23 protein-coding genes are annotated in these 19869 nt (G+C 34.4%); 14 read left to right on the top strand and 9 right to left on the bottom strand.

Annotated features, from left to right (window positions below; all coding sequences use genetic code 11):
- Positions 1-60 precede the first annotated feature (60 nt).
- From acp to icsB, 9 genes are read right to left on the bottom strand one after another with little or no spacing between them, the layout of a single operon-like run.
- Positions 61-297: an Acp, putative acyl carrier protein gene (acp, locus tag CP0124; RefSeq protein ID NP_858257.1), complete on the bottom strand. Its 237-nt coding sequence runs from the start codon at positions 295-297 to the stop codon at positions 61-63.
- 3 nt (positions 298-300) lie between these two features.
- Positions 301-2202, bottom strand: coding sequence for a hypothetical protein (gene ipaA / locus CP0125; protein ID NP_858258.1), 1902 nt, complete (start codon positions 2200-2202; stop codon positions 301-303).
- Between the two features lie 8 nt (positions 2203-2210).
- Positions 2211-3209, bottom strand: coding sequence for a hypothetical protein (gene ipaD, locus CP0126; protein ID NP_858259.1), 999 nt, complete (start codon positions 3207-3209; stop codon positions 2211-2213).
- A 50-nt stretch (positions 3210-3259) separates the two neighbouring features.
- Entirely contained in the window at positions 3260-4351 is a 1092-nt protein-coding gene (gene ipaC / locus CP0127; RefSeq protein NP_858260.2) for an IpaC, secreted by the Mxi-Spa secretion machinery, required for entry into epithelial cells, read from the bottom strand.
- A gap of 19 nt (positions 4352-4370) precedes the next feature.
- Complete coding sequence (gene ipaB / locus CP0128) at positions 4371-6113, bottom strand: IpaB, secreted by the Mxi-Spa secretion machinery, required for entry into epithelial cells (protein NP_858261.1); 1743 nt, start codon at positions 6111-6113, stop codon at positions 4371-4373.
- 5 nt (positions 6114-6118) lie between these two features.
- Entirely contained in the window at positions 6119-6586 is a 468-nt protein-coding gene (gene ipgC, locus CP0129) for an IpgC, cytoplasmic chaperone for IpaB and IpaC (protein ID NP_858262.1), read from the bottom strand.
- A gap of 56 nt (positions 6587-6642) precedes the next feature.
- Positions 6643-7269, bottom strand: coding sequence for a protein IpgB1 (gene ipgB1, locus CP0130; RefSeq protein ID NP_858263.1), 627 nt, complete (start codon positions 7267-7269; stop codon positions 6643-6645).
- 15 nt (positions 7270-7284) lie between these two features.
- The gene (gene ipgA / locus CP0131) at positions 7285-7674 is read right to left on the bottom strand and encodes a chaperone IpgA (protein ID NP_858264.1); all 390 of its coding nucleotides are present in this window, start codon (positions 7672-7674) and stop codon (positions 7285-7287) included.
- Positions 7675-7686: 12 nt separating this feature from the next.
- A complete protein-coding gene (gene icsB, locus CP0132; protein ID NP_858265.1) occupies positions 7687-9171 on the bottom strand; it encodes an IcsB, invasion protein in 1485 nt (494 codons plus the stop codon).
- A 313-nt stretch (positions 9172-9484) separates the two neighbouring features.
- On the opposite strand from icsB, the gene ipgD reads away from it, so the two are divergent.
- From ipgD to mxiC, 14 genes are all read left to right on the top strand, one after another.
- Positions 9485-11101, top strand: a complete 1617-nt coding sequence (gene ipgD, locus CP0133) for a hypothetical protein (RefSeq protein ID NP_858266.1) — start codon at positions 9485-9487, stop codon at positions 11099-11101.
- A 9-nt stretch (positions 11102-11110) separates the two neighbouring features.
- Complete coding sequence (gene ipgE, locus CP0134; RefSeq protein ID NP_858267.1) at positions 11111-11473, top strand: IpgE, cytoplasmic chaperone for IpgD; 363 nt, start codon at positions 11111-11113, stop codon at positions 11471-11473.
- Positions 11473-11931, top strand: a complete 459-nt coding sequence (gene ipgF / locus CP0135; protein NP_858268.1) for a periplasmic protein IpgF — start codon at positions 11473-11475, stop codon at positions 11929-11931. Before ipgE ends, ipgF begins: the two co-directional genes overlap by 1 nt.
- Positions 11932-11939: 8 nt before the next feature.
- Positions 11940-13055 (top strand): MxiG protein, encoded by a 1116-nt coding sequence (gene mxiG, locus CP0136; protein NP_858269.1) that lies wholly within the window; start codon positions 11940-11942, stop codon positions 13053-13055.
- Positions 13056-13062: 7 nt separating this feature from the next.
- On the top strand, positions 13063-13314 hold the full coding sequence (gene mxiH / locus CP0137; RefSeq protein NP_858270.1) for an Mxi-Spa secretion machinery protein MxiH: 252 nt from the start codon (positions 13063-13065) through the stop codon (positions 13312-13314).
- Between the two features lie 12 nt (positions 13315-13326).
- On the top strand, positions 13327-13620 hold the full coding sequence (gene mxiI, locus CP0138; RefSeq protein ID NP_858271.1) for an Mxi-Spa secretion machinery protein MxiI: 294 nt from the start codon (positions 13327-13329) through the stop codon (positions 13618-13620).
- A gap of 5 nt (positions 13621-13625) precedes the next feature.
- Positions 13626-14351: an Mxi-Spa secretion machinery protein MxiJ gene (gene mxiJ, locus CP0139; RefSeq protein ID NP_858272.1), complete on the top strand. Its 726-nt coding sequence runs from the start codon at positions 13626-13628 to the stop codon at positions 14349-14351.
- Complete coding sequence (gene mxiK, locus CP0140; protein NP_858273.1) at positions 14348-14875, top strand: Mxi-Spa secretion machinery protein MxiK; 528 nt, start codon at positions 14348-14350, stop codon at positions 14873-14875. Before mxiJ ends, mxiK begins: the two co-directional genes overlap by 4 nt.
- Complete coding sequence (gene mxiN, locus CP0141) at positions 14817-15512, top strand: Mxi-Spa secretion machinery protein MxiN (RefSeq protein ID NP_858274.2); 696 nt, start codon at positions 14817-14819, stop codon at positions 15510-15512. Before mxiK ends, mxiN begins: the two co-directional genes overlap by 59 nt.
- The gene (gene mxiL / locus CP0142; protein NP_858275.1) at positions 15505-15912 is read left to right on the top strand and encodes an Mxi-Spa secretion machinery protein MxiL; all 408 of its coding nucleotides are present in this window, start codon (positions 15505-15507) and stop codon (positions 15910-15912) included. The genes mxiN and mxiL overlap by 8 nt, the downstream gene beginning before the upstream one ends.
- Entirely contained in the window at positions 15896-16324 is a 429-nt protein-coding gene (mxiM, locus tag CP0143; RefSeq protein NP_858276.2) for an Mxi-Spa secretion machinery protein MxiM, read from the top strand. Before mxiL ends, mxiM begins: the two co-directional genes overlap by 17 nt.
- Before the next feature lie 129 nt (positions 16325-16453).
- Positions 16454-17086, top strand: coding sequence for an AraC-like family protein MxiE (gene mxiE, locus CP0144; RefSeq protein ID NP_858277.1), 633 nt, complete (start codon positions 16454-16456; stop codon positions 17084-17086).
- A complete protein-coding gene (mxiD, locus tag CP0145; protein NP_858278.1) occupies positions 17073-18773 on the top strand; it encodes an outermembrane protein MxiD in 1701 nt (566 codons plus the stop codon). The genes mxiE and mxiD overlap by 14 nt, the downstream gene beginning before the upstream one ends.
- 18 nt (positions 18774-18791) lie before the next feature.
- Complete coding sequence (gene mxiC, locus CP0146; RefSeq protein ID NP_858279.1) at positions 18792-19859, top strand: Mxi-Spa secretion machinery protein; 1068 nt, start codon at positions 18792-18794, stop codon at positions 19857-19859.
- Positions 19860-19869 lie beyond the last annotated feature (10 nt).

The following is a 19869-nucleotide window of genomic DNA, read 5'->3' on the forward strand; positions in this document are numbered from 1 at the left end:
TAATATTCTTGTGGAGCTCTGATGTGAGAGCTCCATAGATGAAAAAATGCTTATCAATTACTATATTGATTTTGTACTATTTTTGACTACAGAAATAAGATCTCCAATAGTAATAATGTGTTCTAATGTAGATTCATCTATACGTAGATTGAACTCAAAACTAATCATATCCAGCATTTCAATCAGAGAAAGAGAATCGGCAGAAAGATCTTCAATAAATTTAGTTTCTTCAGATAGTTTGCTGTACGCTATACCATAGCAAAAGGCCACTATTGATAATATTTTTTCTTTTATCATATTTTAATCCTTATTGATATTCTTTAATACTTTTGATAGGGAAGTGGTTACATCTTTTGCTGCTTTATATATATTATTGTTTTCAGCTGTAATATCATTGTTATTTTTTAAATCAGATATATCATCTGTAAGTAATTCTGCAGAGGTATCGTCAATTTTTGACAATACCTTGCTGAGGGCGCTAGATACTTCTTTTGCCTTTTCATAGATCGCATGATTTTTATCAATTGTATCTGCGTTGGTTTCTGTTACGTAGTTTCTTATATTTGCATCTGTAACTTTTAATTTGTTGTTTATTCTATGTTCTGTTGTGGATTTTGTAATGTCCTTTGATTTTTCCTGTAACTCTCGTTCTTGTGTTCCTGATTTAGTTCCAATGAGAGATATAAGATTACTTAGGGAGTTTGTTACTTTTTTTGAAGCTTCAAATATCGTTTCCCGTGTTAAATATGTGTCTCCATTTCTTGATAAAAAATCAGTCTGAAGTACTTTTGAATCAGTGTTTGAGTTGAATTTATTGATTTGCGAAGCTACTCTATGAGAAAGAGAAGCGCTACTTTTAGTTGTATCTGATGAGTTATCATTACTGCTTGTCACTCCTTCCGGGTGGAGAGGGGGGGTGGTTGAAGAGTTCTGTATGTTCAGAGGCCTGTGTCCCCGAGAAAGAGAGTTATTTGCAGATCTTTCTTGACTACTCGTAGTTAACAGGTCTGAACCTATTCCATCCGAATTATCTGGAGTATGGTTGAAAGCCTTTTCTAAAGCTGAATTATTTGCAAATGTCTGGACAGTATCTGATATAGAGTGTGGTAGAACGGAAGTTACTTTTTGAACTAGTGCTCTTTGTGGATTTAGTAATGAGTTTCCGTTACGGGATAATAGATCGTTTGTCTGAGAAGTAGGAGACTGTGCATCATTTTCTGGGTTCTCGTGATAGCTATTGTCATATACTCTGTTGTCAAAAACTCTATTATCGTAAGTTCTATTATCATTATTTATATGATAGTGAATTACAGGTTGGGATGTTTTCTCATTGGCTCCGGGGGTTGGTCCGCCATCTGGCATATCTTCGGGAGGTGTAGGGAGGCCATCTTGGATAGGATGCGAATCTTTTATATCTTCTAAAATATCATTAAGGACTTTTCTCAACAGCTCAGGAAACACGGCTACTGTATTTAAGTCTCTTGACAGTTTACCTATACCAAATCCTTTACTATCAATAGTATTTTTACGTTGATTGCGCAAACTATCAAAGGCAAGTTTTGCCTGTGCGTCAACTAAATCATCTAGTTTGAGAGATGAAACAGTTTCATTACTTAACTTTAATTCAGCAAGAATATTATTCTTGATAAATGATGATACTTCAGTATTGAGGAGTTTTTGTCCCAATGATAAAGCTTCACCAGATGTGTGTTGTTGTGCTAATAGTGCAAGTCTGTGCTCAATGTTTTGTCGTAATTGATGGAGTTTCTTATTCTTTGCCGACCATGGTCCAAAGGCAGAATCTTGGGATAATTTATCTTTTATAATTAGTTCCGAATACTGTGCGACAATTTTTTGAAGTCCCTTTTCGTTTTCAAAATTAAGACCATTTTGATGTACTAAGGAGTACAAAACATTTGAAAATTCGAGAATCTCGCTTTTGGCATACGCATTCATTGAGTTGGAATAAATGCTTCTTAACACATCTTCTTTCCCTGAGGAAGAAAATAAAAAATCAAGACATTTCTGATTAAAAGACGTTGCAAAGTTTTCTTTTTCAGACACTGATGCTGGTGTTTTTAGAGAAGTTTGCGAACTATGGATATCGGATATTTTGCTTTTTAACTCGCTGTATTCTGTTGATGATGGTGAAGTTGCCTTATATAAGAATGTTGGCGCTTGAGTATTATTTACATTATGCATGGCGCACCTCAGAAATGGAGAAAAAGTTTATCTGTATCTGTACATGAGCTTATTGTACTACTCAAAACCTTTACTAAATTATCAAAAATACTATTGGCATTACTGTATTTTTGAACTAAAGTTTGAAGATTATTTTTCATTGTTTCATCTTCGGCAGAGAATCCGGCATTCCATGCCTGATATTTTGCATTATCTAGCACAACCTCGCCATTTCCACCTAGATTATCTAAGCTTTTTAACATATTGTCTATTGGGGTCATGTTTATACTGACAACATATCCCCCGTTTTTTTGAGATACCTTGCCGATTGTTCCACCTAATTCTGTAAGCCATTTATTTGCTTGTTCCTGACTAACAGTATTATTTGCTGGATATAGCGGTTTATCTTTATATTTTTCCTTGAGTTCTTCCAATGCCTTTTTAAGCGAGTTGACTTGTAATTTCACGGAGTTTCCGTCGTTACCTCCGGGAGAGATCCAGCCGGCAAGACTGGAAAGAACAGCGCTAAAATCTTGATACATTTGAGTATATGAACTAACGGCATGTTCATATACTTTCAGATACTGTTCATTAATATCATTGATGGAGTTTGCAATTTTAGCCCACAGTTCTCTATGAGATATCATTTGATCTCCATCAAGCTCGGCTTCTTTCGGAGCTGAATGTAATAATTCTCTTGCGTCTTTATTAATTGGATATTCGTGCCTGGAAAGAATATCCAATAGTTGAGCGGATTTATTTACATCCATGCTAATCTGAGATGAATGTAATGCTATTTCTTCTAGCGATGTTTTAGTCAACGTTTTTTGTGAAAGCTCTTTCTTTAATGCCTGATTTGTTGTTCTGATATTATGAAGGGTGTCGTTGAGCATAGTAAGGGAACTTACAGGATGAGAACTGGTCGTTGTTTTTATATCAGAATTAACTGTTTCGGTTGATGAACCGTTGGTATTGTTTGGACTGAATGATGAGGTGGAAATACTATTAGTCAGAGTTGTTATATTCATGGTTATTTCCTTACAGGAAGAGCCATATATTATTATGGCTCTTGGATATATTAAGCTCGAATGTTACCAGCAATCTGACTGGCTGTCGAATTCTTTGATTGGTTGATGCTGTCAATTATATTCAATAATTTTTGTATTAATTGATTTGTCGCTTGGGATGCTTCTTTAGATACTTGGGATGCTTCCTCTGCTTGTTTACTGCTGGCCTGACTGATTAGTTGTTCTTCTTCTTCAAGAGCAGATGCATAACGCCCTCCTGATGTGGATATATTACCAGCAACGGCTGATGTTTCCATTGTTGCACGGCCAATGTTTTGTTTTTGCTGCGCAGAAAGGGTATTGAGCTCGTAAGTTCTTCTCTGGGTGTCAATTTTATCCTGCAAAGAAATATCGGGAGAACTAAGAGAAGTTTTATGTTCAGTTGACAGGGATATATTATCTGGCGCCAGTTTATTTTTACCTAAAAATTTTGTGCTAGAGTTAGTTTGTGGTGAGGTGATATTTGTATCTATTTGTTTATTTAACCCTAATTTAGAACCTGCAAGCTCTTTTTCAAGAGATTGAGCAGTGGCAAGGTTCTTTCTTAAGGCTCCTTTTTGGTCGCTAATCCCTGAATGCGTTTTTTTGGCACCGATACCCGTTATACCTACTTGTGTGACTGCTCCAGTAATGCTTGATGATAGGGCTGCCAGGCCTTGCCGAACAATGTTCTCTGCAGCTGATTTTGTAGCATCGAACGCAATCAATGACAATTGAGAGCCCAATTTAGTTTCTGCAGTGCGGAGAGCAGAAAGTAGAACGGCTACACTAATAATTAAAGAAACAGCATTAGAAGAAAGACTGGAAATATCCAGAGTGTTCTCTGGAGTAAGGGTGTGACTCATCTCTGAACGATCTTTCATCTTTTTGTCAGTAAGGCGAGCAATGATTTCTGAATCATGCTGAACCTGCTCTGATAACTTTAAAAGTTGATCATCATTTAATGTGGTTGTTAATACGGGATTTTTACCGACATTAAGTGGAATATGCGCTGCAATCTGCTGATAATTTTGTGATTTTTGTGTTTCGGAAGAACTTTGAGTTTGTTTTGTGGATATATCTGTATATAAAATCTGGGTTGGTTTTGTGTTTTGAATTTCCATAACATTCTCCTTATTTGTATCAAGCAGTAGTTTGTTGCAAAATTGCTTTTGCAACATCAGTTCTATTAGCCTGAGAGTTGGACATTGAGGCTAATAGATCTGCAATTACTTCCTGCAATTGGCCGAATTTTTCTATTGCTTCACTGATATATTTTGACAGTTGTTCAACTTGATATTTCGATAATGTCAGGTCTGCTAGATTTGTCGACGCGCTGTTCTGGAAAACAGCAGAAGCGACACTTCCTCCCGCTTGTGTGGCAGAGTTAACACTTTCTCCTAATAAAACTGCTTGGTTTAAATGGGTGGAAATAATTTGTTTGGATATTACTTCATCACCCGCTGCACCAAGAAATTTATTTAATCTGGCAACAGCATTAGTGATTAAATCGTCCAGTTGAGAAGAAAAATTCTTGAGAAACTTTGGTATAAGGTCTGTGAGGGTTTTACCTATTATTTTGCCAATATTTTCTGCAAGTTTTGCTGCTGCCTGTTTACCAACAGTGGCTACGAGAACGACTGCTGCAACTAGGACAAGAGCGCCTGCGATTGCCCCCAGAATAGAGCCAATCATTTTGGCTTTTTTCGAGTCGACGCCCAAGCCTTCGAGCATTTTTGTAAATGCATCTGAAAGGAGTTTGATTAAGGGTTCAATGACTGCTTTCATGATCGGATTCAGGGCTTGTTCCATGAAGGAATTGCCGGTCGCTGCTTGTACTATAGCATCCGTAACCATAAGAGCTAAACCAACAGCTGCCAGTGCTAGAGAGGCTCCTCCAGAAAAAGCTGCTGCAACAACACTAACGATAGTTAAAAGTGCCCCAAGTATTTTCCCAACACAACCCATTACTCTGTTGAGTTCTTCTGCTTTACGTACTTCAGCAGCATACTCATCAGATTTTCTCTCCATTTCAGTTTTTCTTGATTCTTGGAGAGACTGGAATAGAGCCAGATCATTTTTTAAAGATTCTTCATTATTTTTTCCAACTAGTTGAATAAAGGTTGCCATCAATTGAGTAACACTGGCAAGTCCGGTTAATGATTTCTGCTGGGTTGATAGCTGTTCAGCAGATGCTGTGTTTGAAAATGCAGAAAAAGAGTCTATTTCTTTTTCGAGTTGCATTGATTTATCTGTAAGTTTGCTATGAATTGACAGGGTTTTCTGCTCAATCAATGTCCTGTCTTTAACTGCTGCGTCTTTTTTGATAGTGAGTTGTATTTCTTCCCGGCTTAATTTTTTCTTTTCTGGTGACTCTGGGTCGAGTTCGGATAATCTTGTTTGAATTTGGTTAATTTTATTTTCTAGGTCTTTTATTTTAGAATCTGCGTTTTTTAGTTTATTAATTTGTTTTTCATAGTCTCTGGTTAGTCCTTCAGTTTCAGATAGAAGAGTGTTAATTTTATCGGAGAATTCTAGGTTTTTTTGCTGTCTTGCCTGTTGCTGGGACTTCCAAGCAGTAATTTTATTTGTTAATGCAGTTAAAGATTTTTCACCGAGTATTTGAATAAGGTTTCCAATTAAAAGCGTTAGTTGGGAACTTGCATTTAATGACTTTGGTGCTTTAAGTTCAGGGATTAATATATTTGAAGTTGAGTGTGCATTAGTTGTATTAATATTTTGGTTAGCAGTAAGATCAGCAATTGTAAGAGAAAATAATTTGTTAGCTGCATCATTTGCAGCTTGGATAGTATTGTCTCCAAGCTCAGTGGAAGCCAATATTTTGGCAAGAGGAAAACCAGTGGTTGTGGTGCTTACATTATGCATAATAATTACTCCTTGATATCCTGAATTGCGTCCAAGTATGATTGTGCTTTTATTTTTAATTTTTCATCATTGCTGTGTTGAATTACGAGTTCGAAGCACTCTTTAGCTTTTAAGGGGGCTTTCAACCGAAGCTGGCATTGTCCAGTATGGAATACTGGTGTATAGTCATTTTTTCCTAATGCAAAAGCGACAGCATAAAGGTCTGCTGCTTGTTGGAACTGTTCTTTTATCTGATAAATAGCTGCGAGTCCCATAATGTAGTCTACATTGTAAAAGTCGTATATACATAAAAACCTGAAGAAAACTTCAGCTTCCTCTATTCTTCCTTTGTTGTAAAAGTCATAAGCATATGAATAAATGTCATCCATCATATCATCAGGAATTGCATTAATATCTTTCAGTGTAGCGCCAGAGTTAATTGCATCAATTACTGCAGTAGAGATGCTTTCATTTTCGGTGATATTTAAAGACATAAGGTCTCCTTTTTGTCTGCTTTACTTTAATAAGTATAAGATTTAATATAAAAGATTTAATTTGTATTGCTTTGACGGTATACAGCCTTTAGAACCTCTGCGCTTATTTCTATTTGTAAAACTTTTGTTGATTCATTAAATATTTTATCGTAGACGGAACTGGATACTAGATTTGTAAGATCCTTCATTTGTGTGTTAAACAAATCCATGTCACTGCTATAGCGTTTTAAAATCTTTGCTCTGAGGCCAGATGAGGCAATCTCGTTTAGTGCTGTATGACTGATAGATGTTTGTGCTGATTTTTCATCAAGTTTTATATCCGGGAATTTTTTTTCAATAGCTGCAAATATGTTTCTTTTGTTATCTGAGGTCAAAACAACTCCATTGTGTATGGCCATCTCATCTATACTTCTGTTTATCATTGAAGAGACATAAGTGGTTCGCTCTTGGCTCATCCAACAAAATAGTTGATTCCCCGAATTACTATCTTTTATTTTGTCTATGACGCTGTCCCTGATTTTATTTATATTCACCGGGCATCCAAAATTCTTCTGAGGAAAGCGTTGTTTTAAGTTAAAAACAGATAATATTTTCTTTACAAGCTTATTGCGACTTAACGAATCAAATGATGGGCGAGGAATCGCGAATTCAACCTGTGGAAGTATTTTGTTTAGAATTTGCATGATACCCCCTATATGTTAGTTCACTTCTGAAGTGATGTTTGCAATGGTTAGTTTAATACAAAATAAAAATTCATACAAAGATTCAATGAGTTCATCAGGTGAAAGATATTTTTTGTAGTGTTTCTTGGTCAAAACACATTGATGAGTATCAGGGAGAAGACAGATAGAAGAACCATAATCTCTACTCAAAGAGTAGTTAAGGATGAGTATGTGTTCTGGATTAATAATATTTTCTGTAAAAAGTTCATGTTCATTAAGAAGTCCGGTCAAAAAGATGTATTCATCATTATCTGTTATACAAACAGGTATTTGTTCTTCGAGCAATATAAAGGCTTGATTTTTATCGTTAAAATCAAGCTTTGCACCTGTTATTTCATAAAGTTTATCATATAGTTTGCGACACATTTCTATGGCCTTCTATATATTAGAATGAGAGTTATTCAATAAAAGCTTATTGATCTGTAATAAGTCGTGAATGTAAAGTTTGGTTCCAAGATCTGGCGATTTAAGAGAATTGTAATAATCAATAATTTTTATTGATTTTTCGATGATTTCTTCTTTTTTATCTGTTGCTTCGGTTTTTAATTCGTTTAATACACGAGTCATATTGCTGGGTGCTGATTTTACTAAGTATGAGTGGCAAGCGTTGATGACCGCATCAAAGTCTTCTGAAGATACATTTTCAGTAGGATGTTTGTAAAGTGAAATTGATAAAGGCTTGAATGTTTTTGGTGTGTGGATAAGGTTAATTTTATTGAAACTTTTAAGATAGCTGCGTCGTAATTGAGTCAATCTGGAAAGATCAAAATCAGATTCAATATACTTCATTATTTCGTTATAAGACTGATTGAGACTTTCAATGCGTTGCCTAACTTTATTTGCATACGCGTATACATCGTTAGGTGTAGCAACCAATTTAACGTCAGGGAGTGGAAAGTATATTTCAGAATTTCCTGCTTTAAGAACATTAAGTGCCATACCAGCACAGTTTTCAGATTTACTGATTAATTTATAATTTGCCAATTGTCTGAAAGCATCTGCTTTCTTTTTGCATATAAATTTTGACATGTTTGTTTCATCAAGGCCAAAAAGGTTATGGCTGATTTTACCATCCTTTGTTTTATTATCACCTGATAATGGAATGTATACTTTATCAGCACTGACCCCCCAATAACCATAGGGGTCTTTTTTTTGATTAGCTCTGGGAAAAAATATTTTTTTGTTGTTATTTTGATCTTGTTTTGAATTTAATAAGTTTCTAACCTCTTGGCCTGCATCAAGTCTTTCGGCTGTTTGGTCTGAAATCATATTTAGTTTGTCTTGCTTATAGGTATCGACACTGTAACCTGAGCGTTTTTCAAAAAGGTAGTTTATTTCTGTATCTTTTGTAACATTCCCGCCGGGATACCAGCTGAGATAGGTATGAGTTGGTTCCTGTAGTAAATTGTTTTTTATACTGATACTAGTATGCCCTAAATGGGTTATGCCTCTATTTCCCCAGCAACGAAAAACTAAATGTCTTTCAAGATTTTTGGCTGTACCGATGCCATGAAAACGCTCTGCGGTATTCAACATTAATTTGATGTCTCTACCTGTGAAAGAGTGTTGAATTGAGTTTTTAGCTGCTTCATAGGCGGCAAACGCACTTTCTGCAGATTTTTCGCTAGCTAATGTATTGAGGAAAAGCAATAAGGATTTTTGATTCTCTAGTCGATAATTTTTTAGTTGTTCATTTAATATCTGTGAATTTATCTTTGCATTAATAGTGCTTAATGTTCTGAAAAAGAGATCCTTTAGGTTGAATTTCTGTGCTATCAATATAGGTCCATGCTCTGTATCTTCAACGCGTATAGGCCCTTTTGTATTGCTTGCGTCAATGAAATTGCTAATTTTGAGGATCATACTTTATTAACTCTCCATTACTTGGTGATTGTGGGGATGTAAAATGTATTTGGTATATAATATATTCAATTAATAAATTTAGAAACTTGAGCCTGTTAACATAATCAAATTTTCTTTTGCTGTACATAATATGTACCTCGTGAGCATATGTAGTGCTCGTTTCATCATGAAATCCCACAAGATAAAGTGCCTGATGTATCAGGCTCGGAGTGTTATAGAAAAAGAGAGAACCCTGTTGAATAAGTATCTTTTTTGTTGTAAAACGAGGTACAAAACTGCAATCAATGCCCCATTTATGACTGAGGATAATTAAATGCACATAACTAATTTGGGATTGCATCAGGTTTCATTTCAAAGCGGAGATTCCTATAAAGGCGCAGAAGAAACCGGAAAGCACAAAGGTGTAAGCGTGATTTCATATCAAAGAGTTAAAAATGGAGAAAGAAATAAGGGGATCGAAGCGCTTAATCGATTATATTTACAGAACCAAACAAGCTTAACAGGAAAAAGCCTTTTGTTTGCGCGTGACAGAGCTGAAGTTTTTTGCGAGGCAATAAAGTTGGCAGGTGGTGATACGTCAAAAATTAAAGCCATGATGGAACGATTAGATACCTATAAACTTGGTGAAGTTAATAAAAGACATATTAATGAGCTTAATAAAGTAATAAGTGAAGAGATAAGAGCACAGCTAGGCATTAAAAATAAAAAGGAATTGCAAACGAAAATAAAACAAATATTTACTGATTATTTAAATAATAAGAATTGGGGACCGGTCGACAAGAATATTAGTCATCATGGGAAAAATTATGGTTTTCAATTAACTCCTGCCTCTCATATGAAGATAGGGAATAAAAATATATTTGTCAAAGAGTATAATGGAAAAGGAATTTGTTGTGCTTCTACGAGAGAGAGTGATCATATCGCGAATATGTGGCTTTCAAAAGTGGTGGATGATGAGGGGAAGGAAATTTTTTCGGGTATCAGACATGGAGTTATATCAGCCTATGGATTGAAAAAAAACTCATCTGAAAGAGCTGTTGCTGCTCGTAATAAAGCTGAGGAGTTAGTAAGCGCAGCATTATATAGCAGACCAGAGTTATTATCACAGGCTTTGTCTGGTAAAACAGTAGATTTAAAGATTGTTTCGACTTCTCTTCTGACGCCGACCAGTTTAACCGGGGGAGAGGAGAGTATGTTAAAAGATCAGGTGAACGCATTAAAAGGGTTAAACTCTAAAAGGGGGGAGCCAACGAAATTATTAATTCGGAATAGTGATGGTCTTCTGAAAGAAGTAAGCGTTAATCTAAAAGTGGTGACATTTAACTTTGGTGTAAATGAATTAGCGCTAAAAATGGGCTTAGGCTGGAGGAATGTTGACAAGCTTAATGATGAATCAATATGTTCTTTGTTGGGGGATAATTTCCTCAAAAATGGTGTGATTGGAGGTTGGGCTGCAGAAGCAATAGAAAAAAATCCACCATGTAAGAATGATGTGATATATCTGGCTAACCAGATAAAAGAGATTGTAACCAAAAAGTTACAAAAAAATGATAATGGAGAGCCGTATAAATTGTCACAAAGAATGACTCTATTGGCTTATACTATAGGTGCTGTGCCTTGCTGGAATTGTAAGAGTGGGAAGGACAGAACAGGTATGCAGGATGCTGAAATTAAAAGAGAAATAATAAGAAAACATGAAACAGGTCAGTTTTCTCAATTAAATAGTAAATTATCCTCAGAAGAGAAAAGATTATTTTCTACTATTCTAATGAATAGTGGTAATATGGAAATCCAAGAGATGAATACTGGTGTGCCCGGAAATAAAGTCATGAAAAAATTGCCGCTATCTTCGTTAGAGCTATCTTATTCTGAAAGAATAGGGGACCCAAAAATATGGAATATGGTGAAAGGGTATTCGTCATTTGTATAAGAGGAATATATGGAAGATTTAGCAGATGTTATTTGCCGAGCCTTGGGTATCCCTTTAATTGATATCGATGATCAAGCAATCATGCTTGATGATGATGTGCTAATATATATTGAAAAAGAAGGAGATTCAATAAATTTATTATGCCCTTTTTGTGCATTGCCTGAAAATATAAATGATCTTATATATGCGTTGAGCCTAAATTACTCAGAAAAGATATGCTTAGCTACTGATGATGAAGGCGGAAATCTAATTGCGCGATTAGATCTTACCGGGATAAATGAATTCGAGGATGTATATGTTAATACAGAATATTATATTTCGCGTGTGCGTTGGCTGAAGGATGAATTTGCGCGAAGAATGAAGGGGTATTAATGTCCCGTTTCGTATTTATTTTGCTGTGTTTTATCCCATATTTAGGGAGAGCTGATTGTTGGGATAAGGCTGGTGAAAGGTACAATATTCCATCAAGTTTGTTAAAAGCGATTGCGGAAAAAGAATCCGGATTTAATAAATCTGCAGTCAATGTTAATAACAATGGAAGTAAAGATTATGGTATAATGCAAATAAATGACTTTCATTCTAAAAGACTTAGAGAAATGGGATATTCTGAGGAAATGCTAATTAGTCATCCATGTCTTTCTGTACATTATGCAGCAAAGTTATTAAATGAGTTTATGATGATGTATGGAAGAGGGTGGGAGGCTGTTGGAGCCTATAATGCAGGAACGTCTCCGAAAAAGAAAAAAGAAAGATTAAAGTACGCAGAGGATATCTATAGACGCTATTTGCGGATAGCAGCAGAGAGCAAGCAGAATAATCGAAGGATATAAGAGGATTTATGTCTGAGGCAAAGAACTCAAATCTTGCACCATTCAGGTTATTAGTGAAACTCACAAACGGTGTCGGGGATGAGTTTCCGTTATATTATGGGAATAACTTAATTGTTCTCGGACGGACGATAGAAACACTTGAGTTTGGAAACGACAATTTCCCAGAAAATATTATTCCTGTAACAGATAGTAAATCGGATGGTATAATTTATTTGACCATAAGCAAAGATAATATCTGTCAATTTAGTGATGAAAAAGGTGAGCAAATTGATATCAATTCACAATTTAATTCATTTGAATATGACGGGATTTCTTTTCACCTTAAAAATATGAGGGAGGATAAATCGAGAGGCCATATACTAAACGGAATGTATAAGAACCACTCGGTGTTTTTTTTCTTTGCTGTTATTGTTGTGTTAATTATAATTTTTTCCCTCTCTTTAAAGAAAGATGAAGTAAAAGAAATTGCTGAAATTATAGATGATAAGAGATATGGAATAGTCAACACTGGACAGTGCAATTATATTCTTGCCGAAACACAAAATGATGCGGTATGGGCGTCTGTAGCCTTAAATAAAACCGGATTTACCAAATGCAGATATATTCTGGTGTCAAACAAAGAAATAAATAGAATTCAACAATATATCAATCAACGATTCCCATTTATCAATTTGTATGTGTTGAATTTAGTGAGTGATAAAGCGGAATTACTGGTGTTTTTAAGTAAAGAAAGAAATAGTTCAAAAGATACCGAACTTGATAAATTGAAAAATGCTCTGATTGTTGAATTTCCGTATATCAAAAATATTAAATTCAACTATCTTAGCGATCATAATGCAAGGGGGGATGCTAAAGGTATTTTCACAAAGGTAAATGTCCAGTATAAAGAGATTTGTGAAAATAATAAAGTTACATATTCTGTCAGAGAAGAACTGACAGATGAAAAGCTTGAGCTCATTAATAGACTGATTTCTGAACATAAAAATATATATGGAGATCAGTATATTGAGTTTTCTGTACTTTTGATAGATGATGATTTTAAAGGTAAATCATATCTTAACAGCAAAGACAGTTATGTAATGTTGAATGATAAACACTGGTTTTTTTTAGATAAAAATAAGTGAGGATAAAATGAGTGTTACAGTACCGAATGATGATTGGACATTGAGTTCATTATCTGAAACTTTTGATGATGGAACTCAAACATTACAAGGTGAACTAACATTGGCACTAGATAAATTAGCTAAAAATCCTTCGAATCCACAGTTGCTGGCTGAATACCAAAGTAAATTATCTGAATATACATTATATAGGAACGCGCAATCCAATACAGTGAAAGTGATTAAGGATGTTGATGCTGCAATTATTCAAAACTTCAGATAATAGGGAGCATTCATGAATTACATTTATCCAGTCAATCAGGTTGATATTATCAAAGCCAGTGATTTTCAATCTCAAGAGATATCAAGTCTGGAAGACGTCGTGTCGGCTAAATATAGTGATATTAAGATGGATACAGATATTCAAGTATCACAAATAATGGAGATGGTAAGCAATCCAGAATCATTAAACCCAGAATCTTTGGCCAAGTTACAGACGACGCTCTCAAATTATTCAATAGGAGTATCATTAGCTGGCACGTTAGCAAGAAAAACAGTTTCGGCTGTTGAAACTTTATTAAAGTCTTAATTTATATGATTAGGTATAAAGGTTTTATTTTATTCTTGTTGCTGATGTTGATTGGATGTGAGCAACGTGAAGAGTTAATTTCTAATTTATCTCAAAGACAGGCAAATGAAATAATATCTGTGCTAGAACGCCATAATATTACTGCTAGAAAAGTTGATGGAGGTAAACAGGGGATCTCGGTACAAGTCGAAAAGGGGACATTTGCATCGGCAGTTGATTTGATGCGCATGTACGATTTGCCAAATCCGGAGAGAGTTGATATCTCACAAATGTTTCCTACAGATTCATTAGTGTCTTCTCCAAGAGCTGAAAAGGCCCGTTTATATAGTGCTATTGAGCAACGGCTGGAACAGTCTTTAGTTTCTATTGGTGGTGTTATTTCGGCAAAAATACATGTTAGCTATGATCTTGAAGAAAAAAATATATCTTCAAAACCGATGCATATATCAGTAATCGCTATATATGACTCACCGAAAGAGTCTGAACTATTAGTTAGTAATATTAAGCGATTTTTGAAAAACACCTTTTCTGATGTTAAGTATGAAAATATATCTGTCATATTAACTCCGAAAGAAGAATATGTTTATACAAATGTACAACCTGTTAAGGAAGTTAAATCGGAATTTTTAACAAATGAAGTAATATATTTATTTCTCGGGATGGCTGTACTAGTTGTCATTCTTTTGGTATGGGCATTCAAAACAGGGTGGTTCAAGAGAAACAAAATATGATAAGAATGGATGGAATTTATAAAAAATATCTTTCAATAATTTTTGATCCAGCGTTCTATATAAATAGAAATCGGTTGAATTTGCCTTCTGAACTGTTAGAAAATGGCGTAATCAGAAGTGAGATTAATAATCTCATAATTAATAAATATGATCTAAATTGCGATATTGAACCTTTAAGCGGGGTAACCGCTATGTTTGTTGCCAACTGGAATTTACTTCCAGCTGTTGCTTATTTTATCGGTAGTCAAGAGTCTCGGTTAATTAATCATAGTGAGATGGTTATTAGTTATTATGGGGGCAAAATCAGTAAGCAAGGGGAGGCCGCTATTCGAAGTGGTTTTTGGCATCTTATTGCGTGGAAGGAAAATATATCTGTTGGTATATATGAAAGAATAAACTTATTATTTAATCCAATTGCTTTGGAGGGAAATTATACGCCTGTAGAAAGAAATTTGTCCCGATTAAATGAAGGTATGCAATATGCAAAAAGGCACTTTACCGGTATCCAGACATCATGCCTATGATGGTGTTGTTATAAAGAGAATTGAAAAGGAATTATGTAAAACCATAAAAGATAGAGACACTGAGAGTAAGAAGAAAGCAATTTGTGTTATAAAGGAGGCTACGAAAAAAGCTGAATCACTGCGTATAGATGCTGTATGTGATGGTTATCAAATTGGTATACAGACTGCTTTTGAGCATATTATTGACTATATTTGTGAATGGAAGTTAAAGCAAAATGAAAATAGAAGAAATATTGAGGACTATATAACTAGTTTGCTTTCAGAAAATTTACATGATGAGAGGATCATTAGCACTTTATTGGAGCAGTGGCTTAGTTCGTTGCGTAATACAGTAACAGAATTAAAAGTGGTTTTGCCCAAGTGTAATTTAGCACTGAGGAAAAAGTTAGAACTTGATCTCCATAAATATCGCTCAGATGTCAAGATTATTTTAAAATATTCTGAAGGGAATAATTATATATTCTGTAGTGGTAATCAAGTAGTGGAGTTTAGTCCTCAGGATGTAATATCAGGTGTTAAAATAGAACTTGCGGAAAAATTAACAAAAAATGATAAAAAATATTTCAAAGAGTTAGCACATAAGAAACTGAGACAAATTGCAGAAGACTTGTTAAAAGAGAATCCTGTTAATGATTAATCAAATAAATGCAAGCAATGCTCTGCAGCAAAGATTAAATAGTGAAGAAGTTGTTAATTTAAATGAGAGATTATCATCTTCGCAATCATTTGATGAGGATATAATCTATGAAATAATGCAATATTTCTCACAGAGTGAATTAAATTCCATAGATAATGATGAACTGCACAATAAGATTGAACAATTATTCAATTCACGTTTTCCTTATCTTACAGCTGCACAAAAAAGTTCACTTCTTAATAAACTCATAGATGCAAATCAATATGTCGATTTGCATGAGGGATTTTATGCATCATTGTCCATATATAACAATATTGATTTCTATATTAAGACTACAACCTTCGATTCATTAATTAGTGTCTTTGAAGCAGGGAGAGAGGCAGATGATTCGACATGGTAGTAATAAGTTGAAAATATTTATTTTAAGTATATTGCTATTAACACTGAGTGGGTGTGCTTTAAAGTCATCATCTAATTCTGAAAAAGAATGGCATATTGTTCCTGTAAGTAAGGATTATTTTTCTATTCCAAATGATTTATTATGGTCGTTTAATACAACCAATAAAAGTATAAATGTTTACTCTAAATGTATTAGTGGTAAGGCGGTTTATAGTTTTAATGCAGGTAAATTCATGGGCAACTTTAATGTTAAGGAAGTAGATGGGTGCTTCATGGATGCACAAAAGATAGCTATAGATAAACTATTTTCTATGCTGAAAGACGGGGTTGTTTTAAAAGGTAATAAGATAAATGATACCATCCTTATAGAGAAGGATGGGGAAGTTAAATTAAAATTAATTCGAGGGATATAATTGTATTGTGAGTAAATATAAAGGTCTAAATACAAGTAATATGTTTTACATTTACTCTAGTGGACATGAACCAGTTAACGTTGAGCTTGTAAAAGATAAAGAACGTAACATAATTGAGCTGGCTCCAGCATGGAAGGGTTTTTTTTTGTCCGAAATCAAAATATAAAATTCAGTGATAATGTGAACTATCATTATCGCTTTAACATTAATAGTTGTGCAAAATTTCTTGCTTTTTGGGACTATTTCAGTGGTGCTCTAGTAGAGCATAGCCATGCTGAAAAATGTATTCATTTCTATCATGAGAATGATCTTCGGGATAGTTGTAATACCGAATCGATGCTTGATAAGTTAATGTTAAGATTCATCTTTTCATCTGACCAGAATGTAAGTAATGCACTGGCTATGATACGAATGACTGAGTCATATCATTTGGTTCTTTATCTTCTGAGAACTATTGAGAAAGAAAAGGAGGTAAGAATAAAGAGTCTGACAGAGCATTATGGTGTGTCGGAGGCTTATTTTAGATCTTTATGTAGAAAAGCTTTAGGGGCAAAAGTCAAAGAACAACTGAACACTTGGCGGTTAGTAAATGGTTTATTAGATGTATTTTTGCACAATCAAACAATCACTTCAGCTGCCATGAATAATGGGTATGCATCAACATCCCATTTTTCAAATGAGATAAAAACACGACTAGGCTTTTCTGCAAGAGAATTATCGAATATTACTTTTTTAGTGAAAAAAATAAATGAAAAAATTTAATATTAAATCTTTGACTCTCTTGATTGTATTGTTACCATTGATAGTTAATGCTAATAATATTGACTCTCATTTATTAGAACAAAATGACATAGCGAAATATGTTGCTCAAAGTGATACGGTAGGATCTTTTTTTGAACGTTTTTCTGCGTTATTAAATTATCCTATTGTTGTTAGCAAACAAGCTGCAAAAAAGAGAATATCTGGGGAGTTTGATTTATCTAATCCAGAAGAAATGCTTGAAAAGCTGACATTACTTGTGGGACTCATATGGTATAAAGATGGAAATGCATTATACATATATGACTCTGGAGAATTAATAAGCAAAGTTATTTTGCTGGAGAATATATCACTTAATTATCTTATTCAGTATCTGAAGGATGCTAACCTTTATGATCACAGATATCCTATAAGAGGAAACATTAGTGATAAAACATTCTATATATCTGGTCCTCCGGCATTGGTTGAACTGGTAGCTAATACAGCAACTTTGCTTGATAAGCAGGTTTCTTCTATTGGGACAGATAAAGTTAATTTTGGGGTTATAAAATTAAAAAATACATTTGTTAGTGACAGAACTTATAATATGAGAGGGGAGGATATTGTCATCCCAGGGGTGGCTACTGTTGTAGAACGTTTATTAAATAATGGTAAGGCTCTGAGTAACAGACAAGCCCAAAATGATCCGATGCCACCCTTTAATATTACACAGAAAGTATCTGAGGATAGTAATGACTTTTCATTTAGTTCAGTTACCAATAGTTCTATATTAGAGGATGTATCACTTATTGCATATCCAGAAACCAATTCTATATTAGTCAAAGGTAATGATCAGCAAATACAGATTATTCGCGATATTATCACTCAGTTAGATATAGCCAAACGACATATAGAATTATCATTATGGATAATCGATATTGATAAATCTGAATTAAATAACCTTGGTGTTAATTGGCAAGGAACGGCTTCATTTGGTGATTCGTTTGGTGCGTCATTTAATATGAGCTCATCAGCATCGATAAGCACTTTGGACGGCAATAAGTTTATTGCTTCAGTTATGGCATTAAATCAGAAAAAGAAAGCAAATGTAGTTTCAAGGCCGGTGATTTTGACACAAGAGAATATTCCGGCTATATTTGATAATAACAGGACTTTTTATGTGTCATTAGTTGGTGAGCGCAATTCTTCGTTGGAGCATGTTACGTATGGAACATTGATAAATGTTATACCTCGCTTTTCATCTCGGGGACAAATTGAGATGTCTTTAACGATAGAGGATGGAACAGGAAATAGTCAGTCAAATTACAATTATAATAATGAAAATACATCTGTCCTTCCAGAAGTTGGAAGGACCAAAATCAGTACAATAGCGAGAGTTCCACAAGGCAAAAGTTTGTTGATAGGTGGTTATACGCATGAAACGAACTCTAACGAAATAATATCTATTCCTTTTCTCTCCTCTATTCCTGTAATCGGTAATGTGTTCAAGTATAAAACAAGTAATATCAGTAATATTGTAAGGGTTTTTCTGATTCAACCCCGTGAGATAAAGGAGTCAAGTTATTATAATACTGCAGAATATAAAAGCCTCATATCTGAAAGAGAAATACAAAAGACTACACAAATAATCCCATCTGAAACTACTTTGCTGGAAGACGAAAAATCATTGGTTTCATACTTAAATTACTAACTATAAAGTAGGTGATGTATGCTTGATGTTAAAAATACAGGAGTTTTTAGCTCTGCATTCATTGATAAGTTGAATGCAATGACAAATTCAGATGATGGAGATGAGACTGCTGATGCAGAGCTTGATTCTGGCTTGGCTAATAGCAAGTATATTGACTCATCTGATGAGATGGCTTCCGCTCTTTCGTCATTTATAAACAGAAGAGACCTTGAGAAACTGAAAGGAACAAATAGTGATAGTCAGGAACGTATTTTAGATGGGGAAGAAGATGAAATTAATCACAAGATTTTTGATTTAAAGAGAACGTTAAAAGATAACCTTCCTCTAGATCGGGATTTTATAGACAGACTAAAGAGATATTTTAAAGATCCAAGTGATCAAGTCTTAGCATTAAGGGAACTTTTGAATGAAAAAGATCTTACTGCTGAACAAGTCGAATTATTAACTAAAATTATTAATGAGATAATATCAGGTAGTGAAAAAAGTGTTAATGCTGGAATAAATTCAGCTATACAGGCTAAATTATTTGGCAACAAAATGAAACTTGAACCACAGCTTTTGCGTGCATGTTATCGTGGTTTTATCATGGGGAACATATCAACAACAGATCAGTATATAGAATGGCTTGGTAATTTTGGTTTTAATCACAGACATACAATTGTGAATTTTGTAGAGCAGTCACTGATTGTAGACATGGATTCTGAGAAACCGAGCTGTAATGCTTATGAGTTTGGTTTTGTGTTATCTAAATTAATTGCAATTAAGATGATTAGAACTTCAGACGTAATTTTTATGAAGAAACTGGAATCCTCAAGCTTGCTAAAAGATGGCAGTTTAAGTGCAGAGCAGCTATTGCTAACTTTATTATATATTTTTCAATATCCAAGTGAAAGTGAGCAAATTCTTACTTCTGTTATAGAAGTATCACGAGCCAGTCATGAGGATTCTGTAGTGTATCAAACATATCTATCTTCTGTTAATGAAAGTCCTCATGATATATTTAAAAGTGAAAGTGAAAGAGAAATTGCGATCAATATTCTACGAGAGCTTGTCACAAGTGCATACAAGAAAGAGCTTTCTAGATAACAGGAGATAA

Origin of the sequence: Shigella flexneri 2a str. 301 (genome assembly GCF_000006925.2) — a bacterium.
Classification (GTDB): domain Bacteria; phylum Pseudomonadota; class Gammaproteobacteria; order Enterobacterales; family Enterobacteriaceae; genus ECMA0423.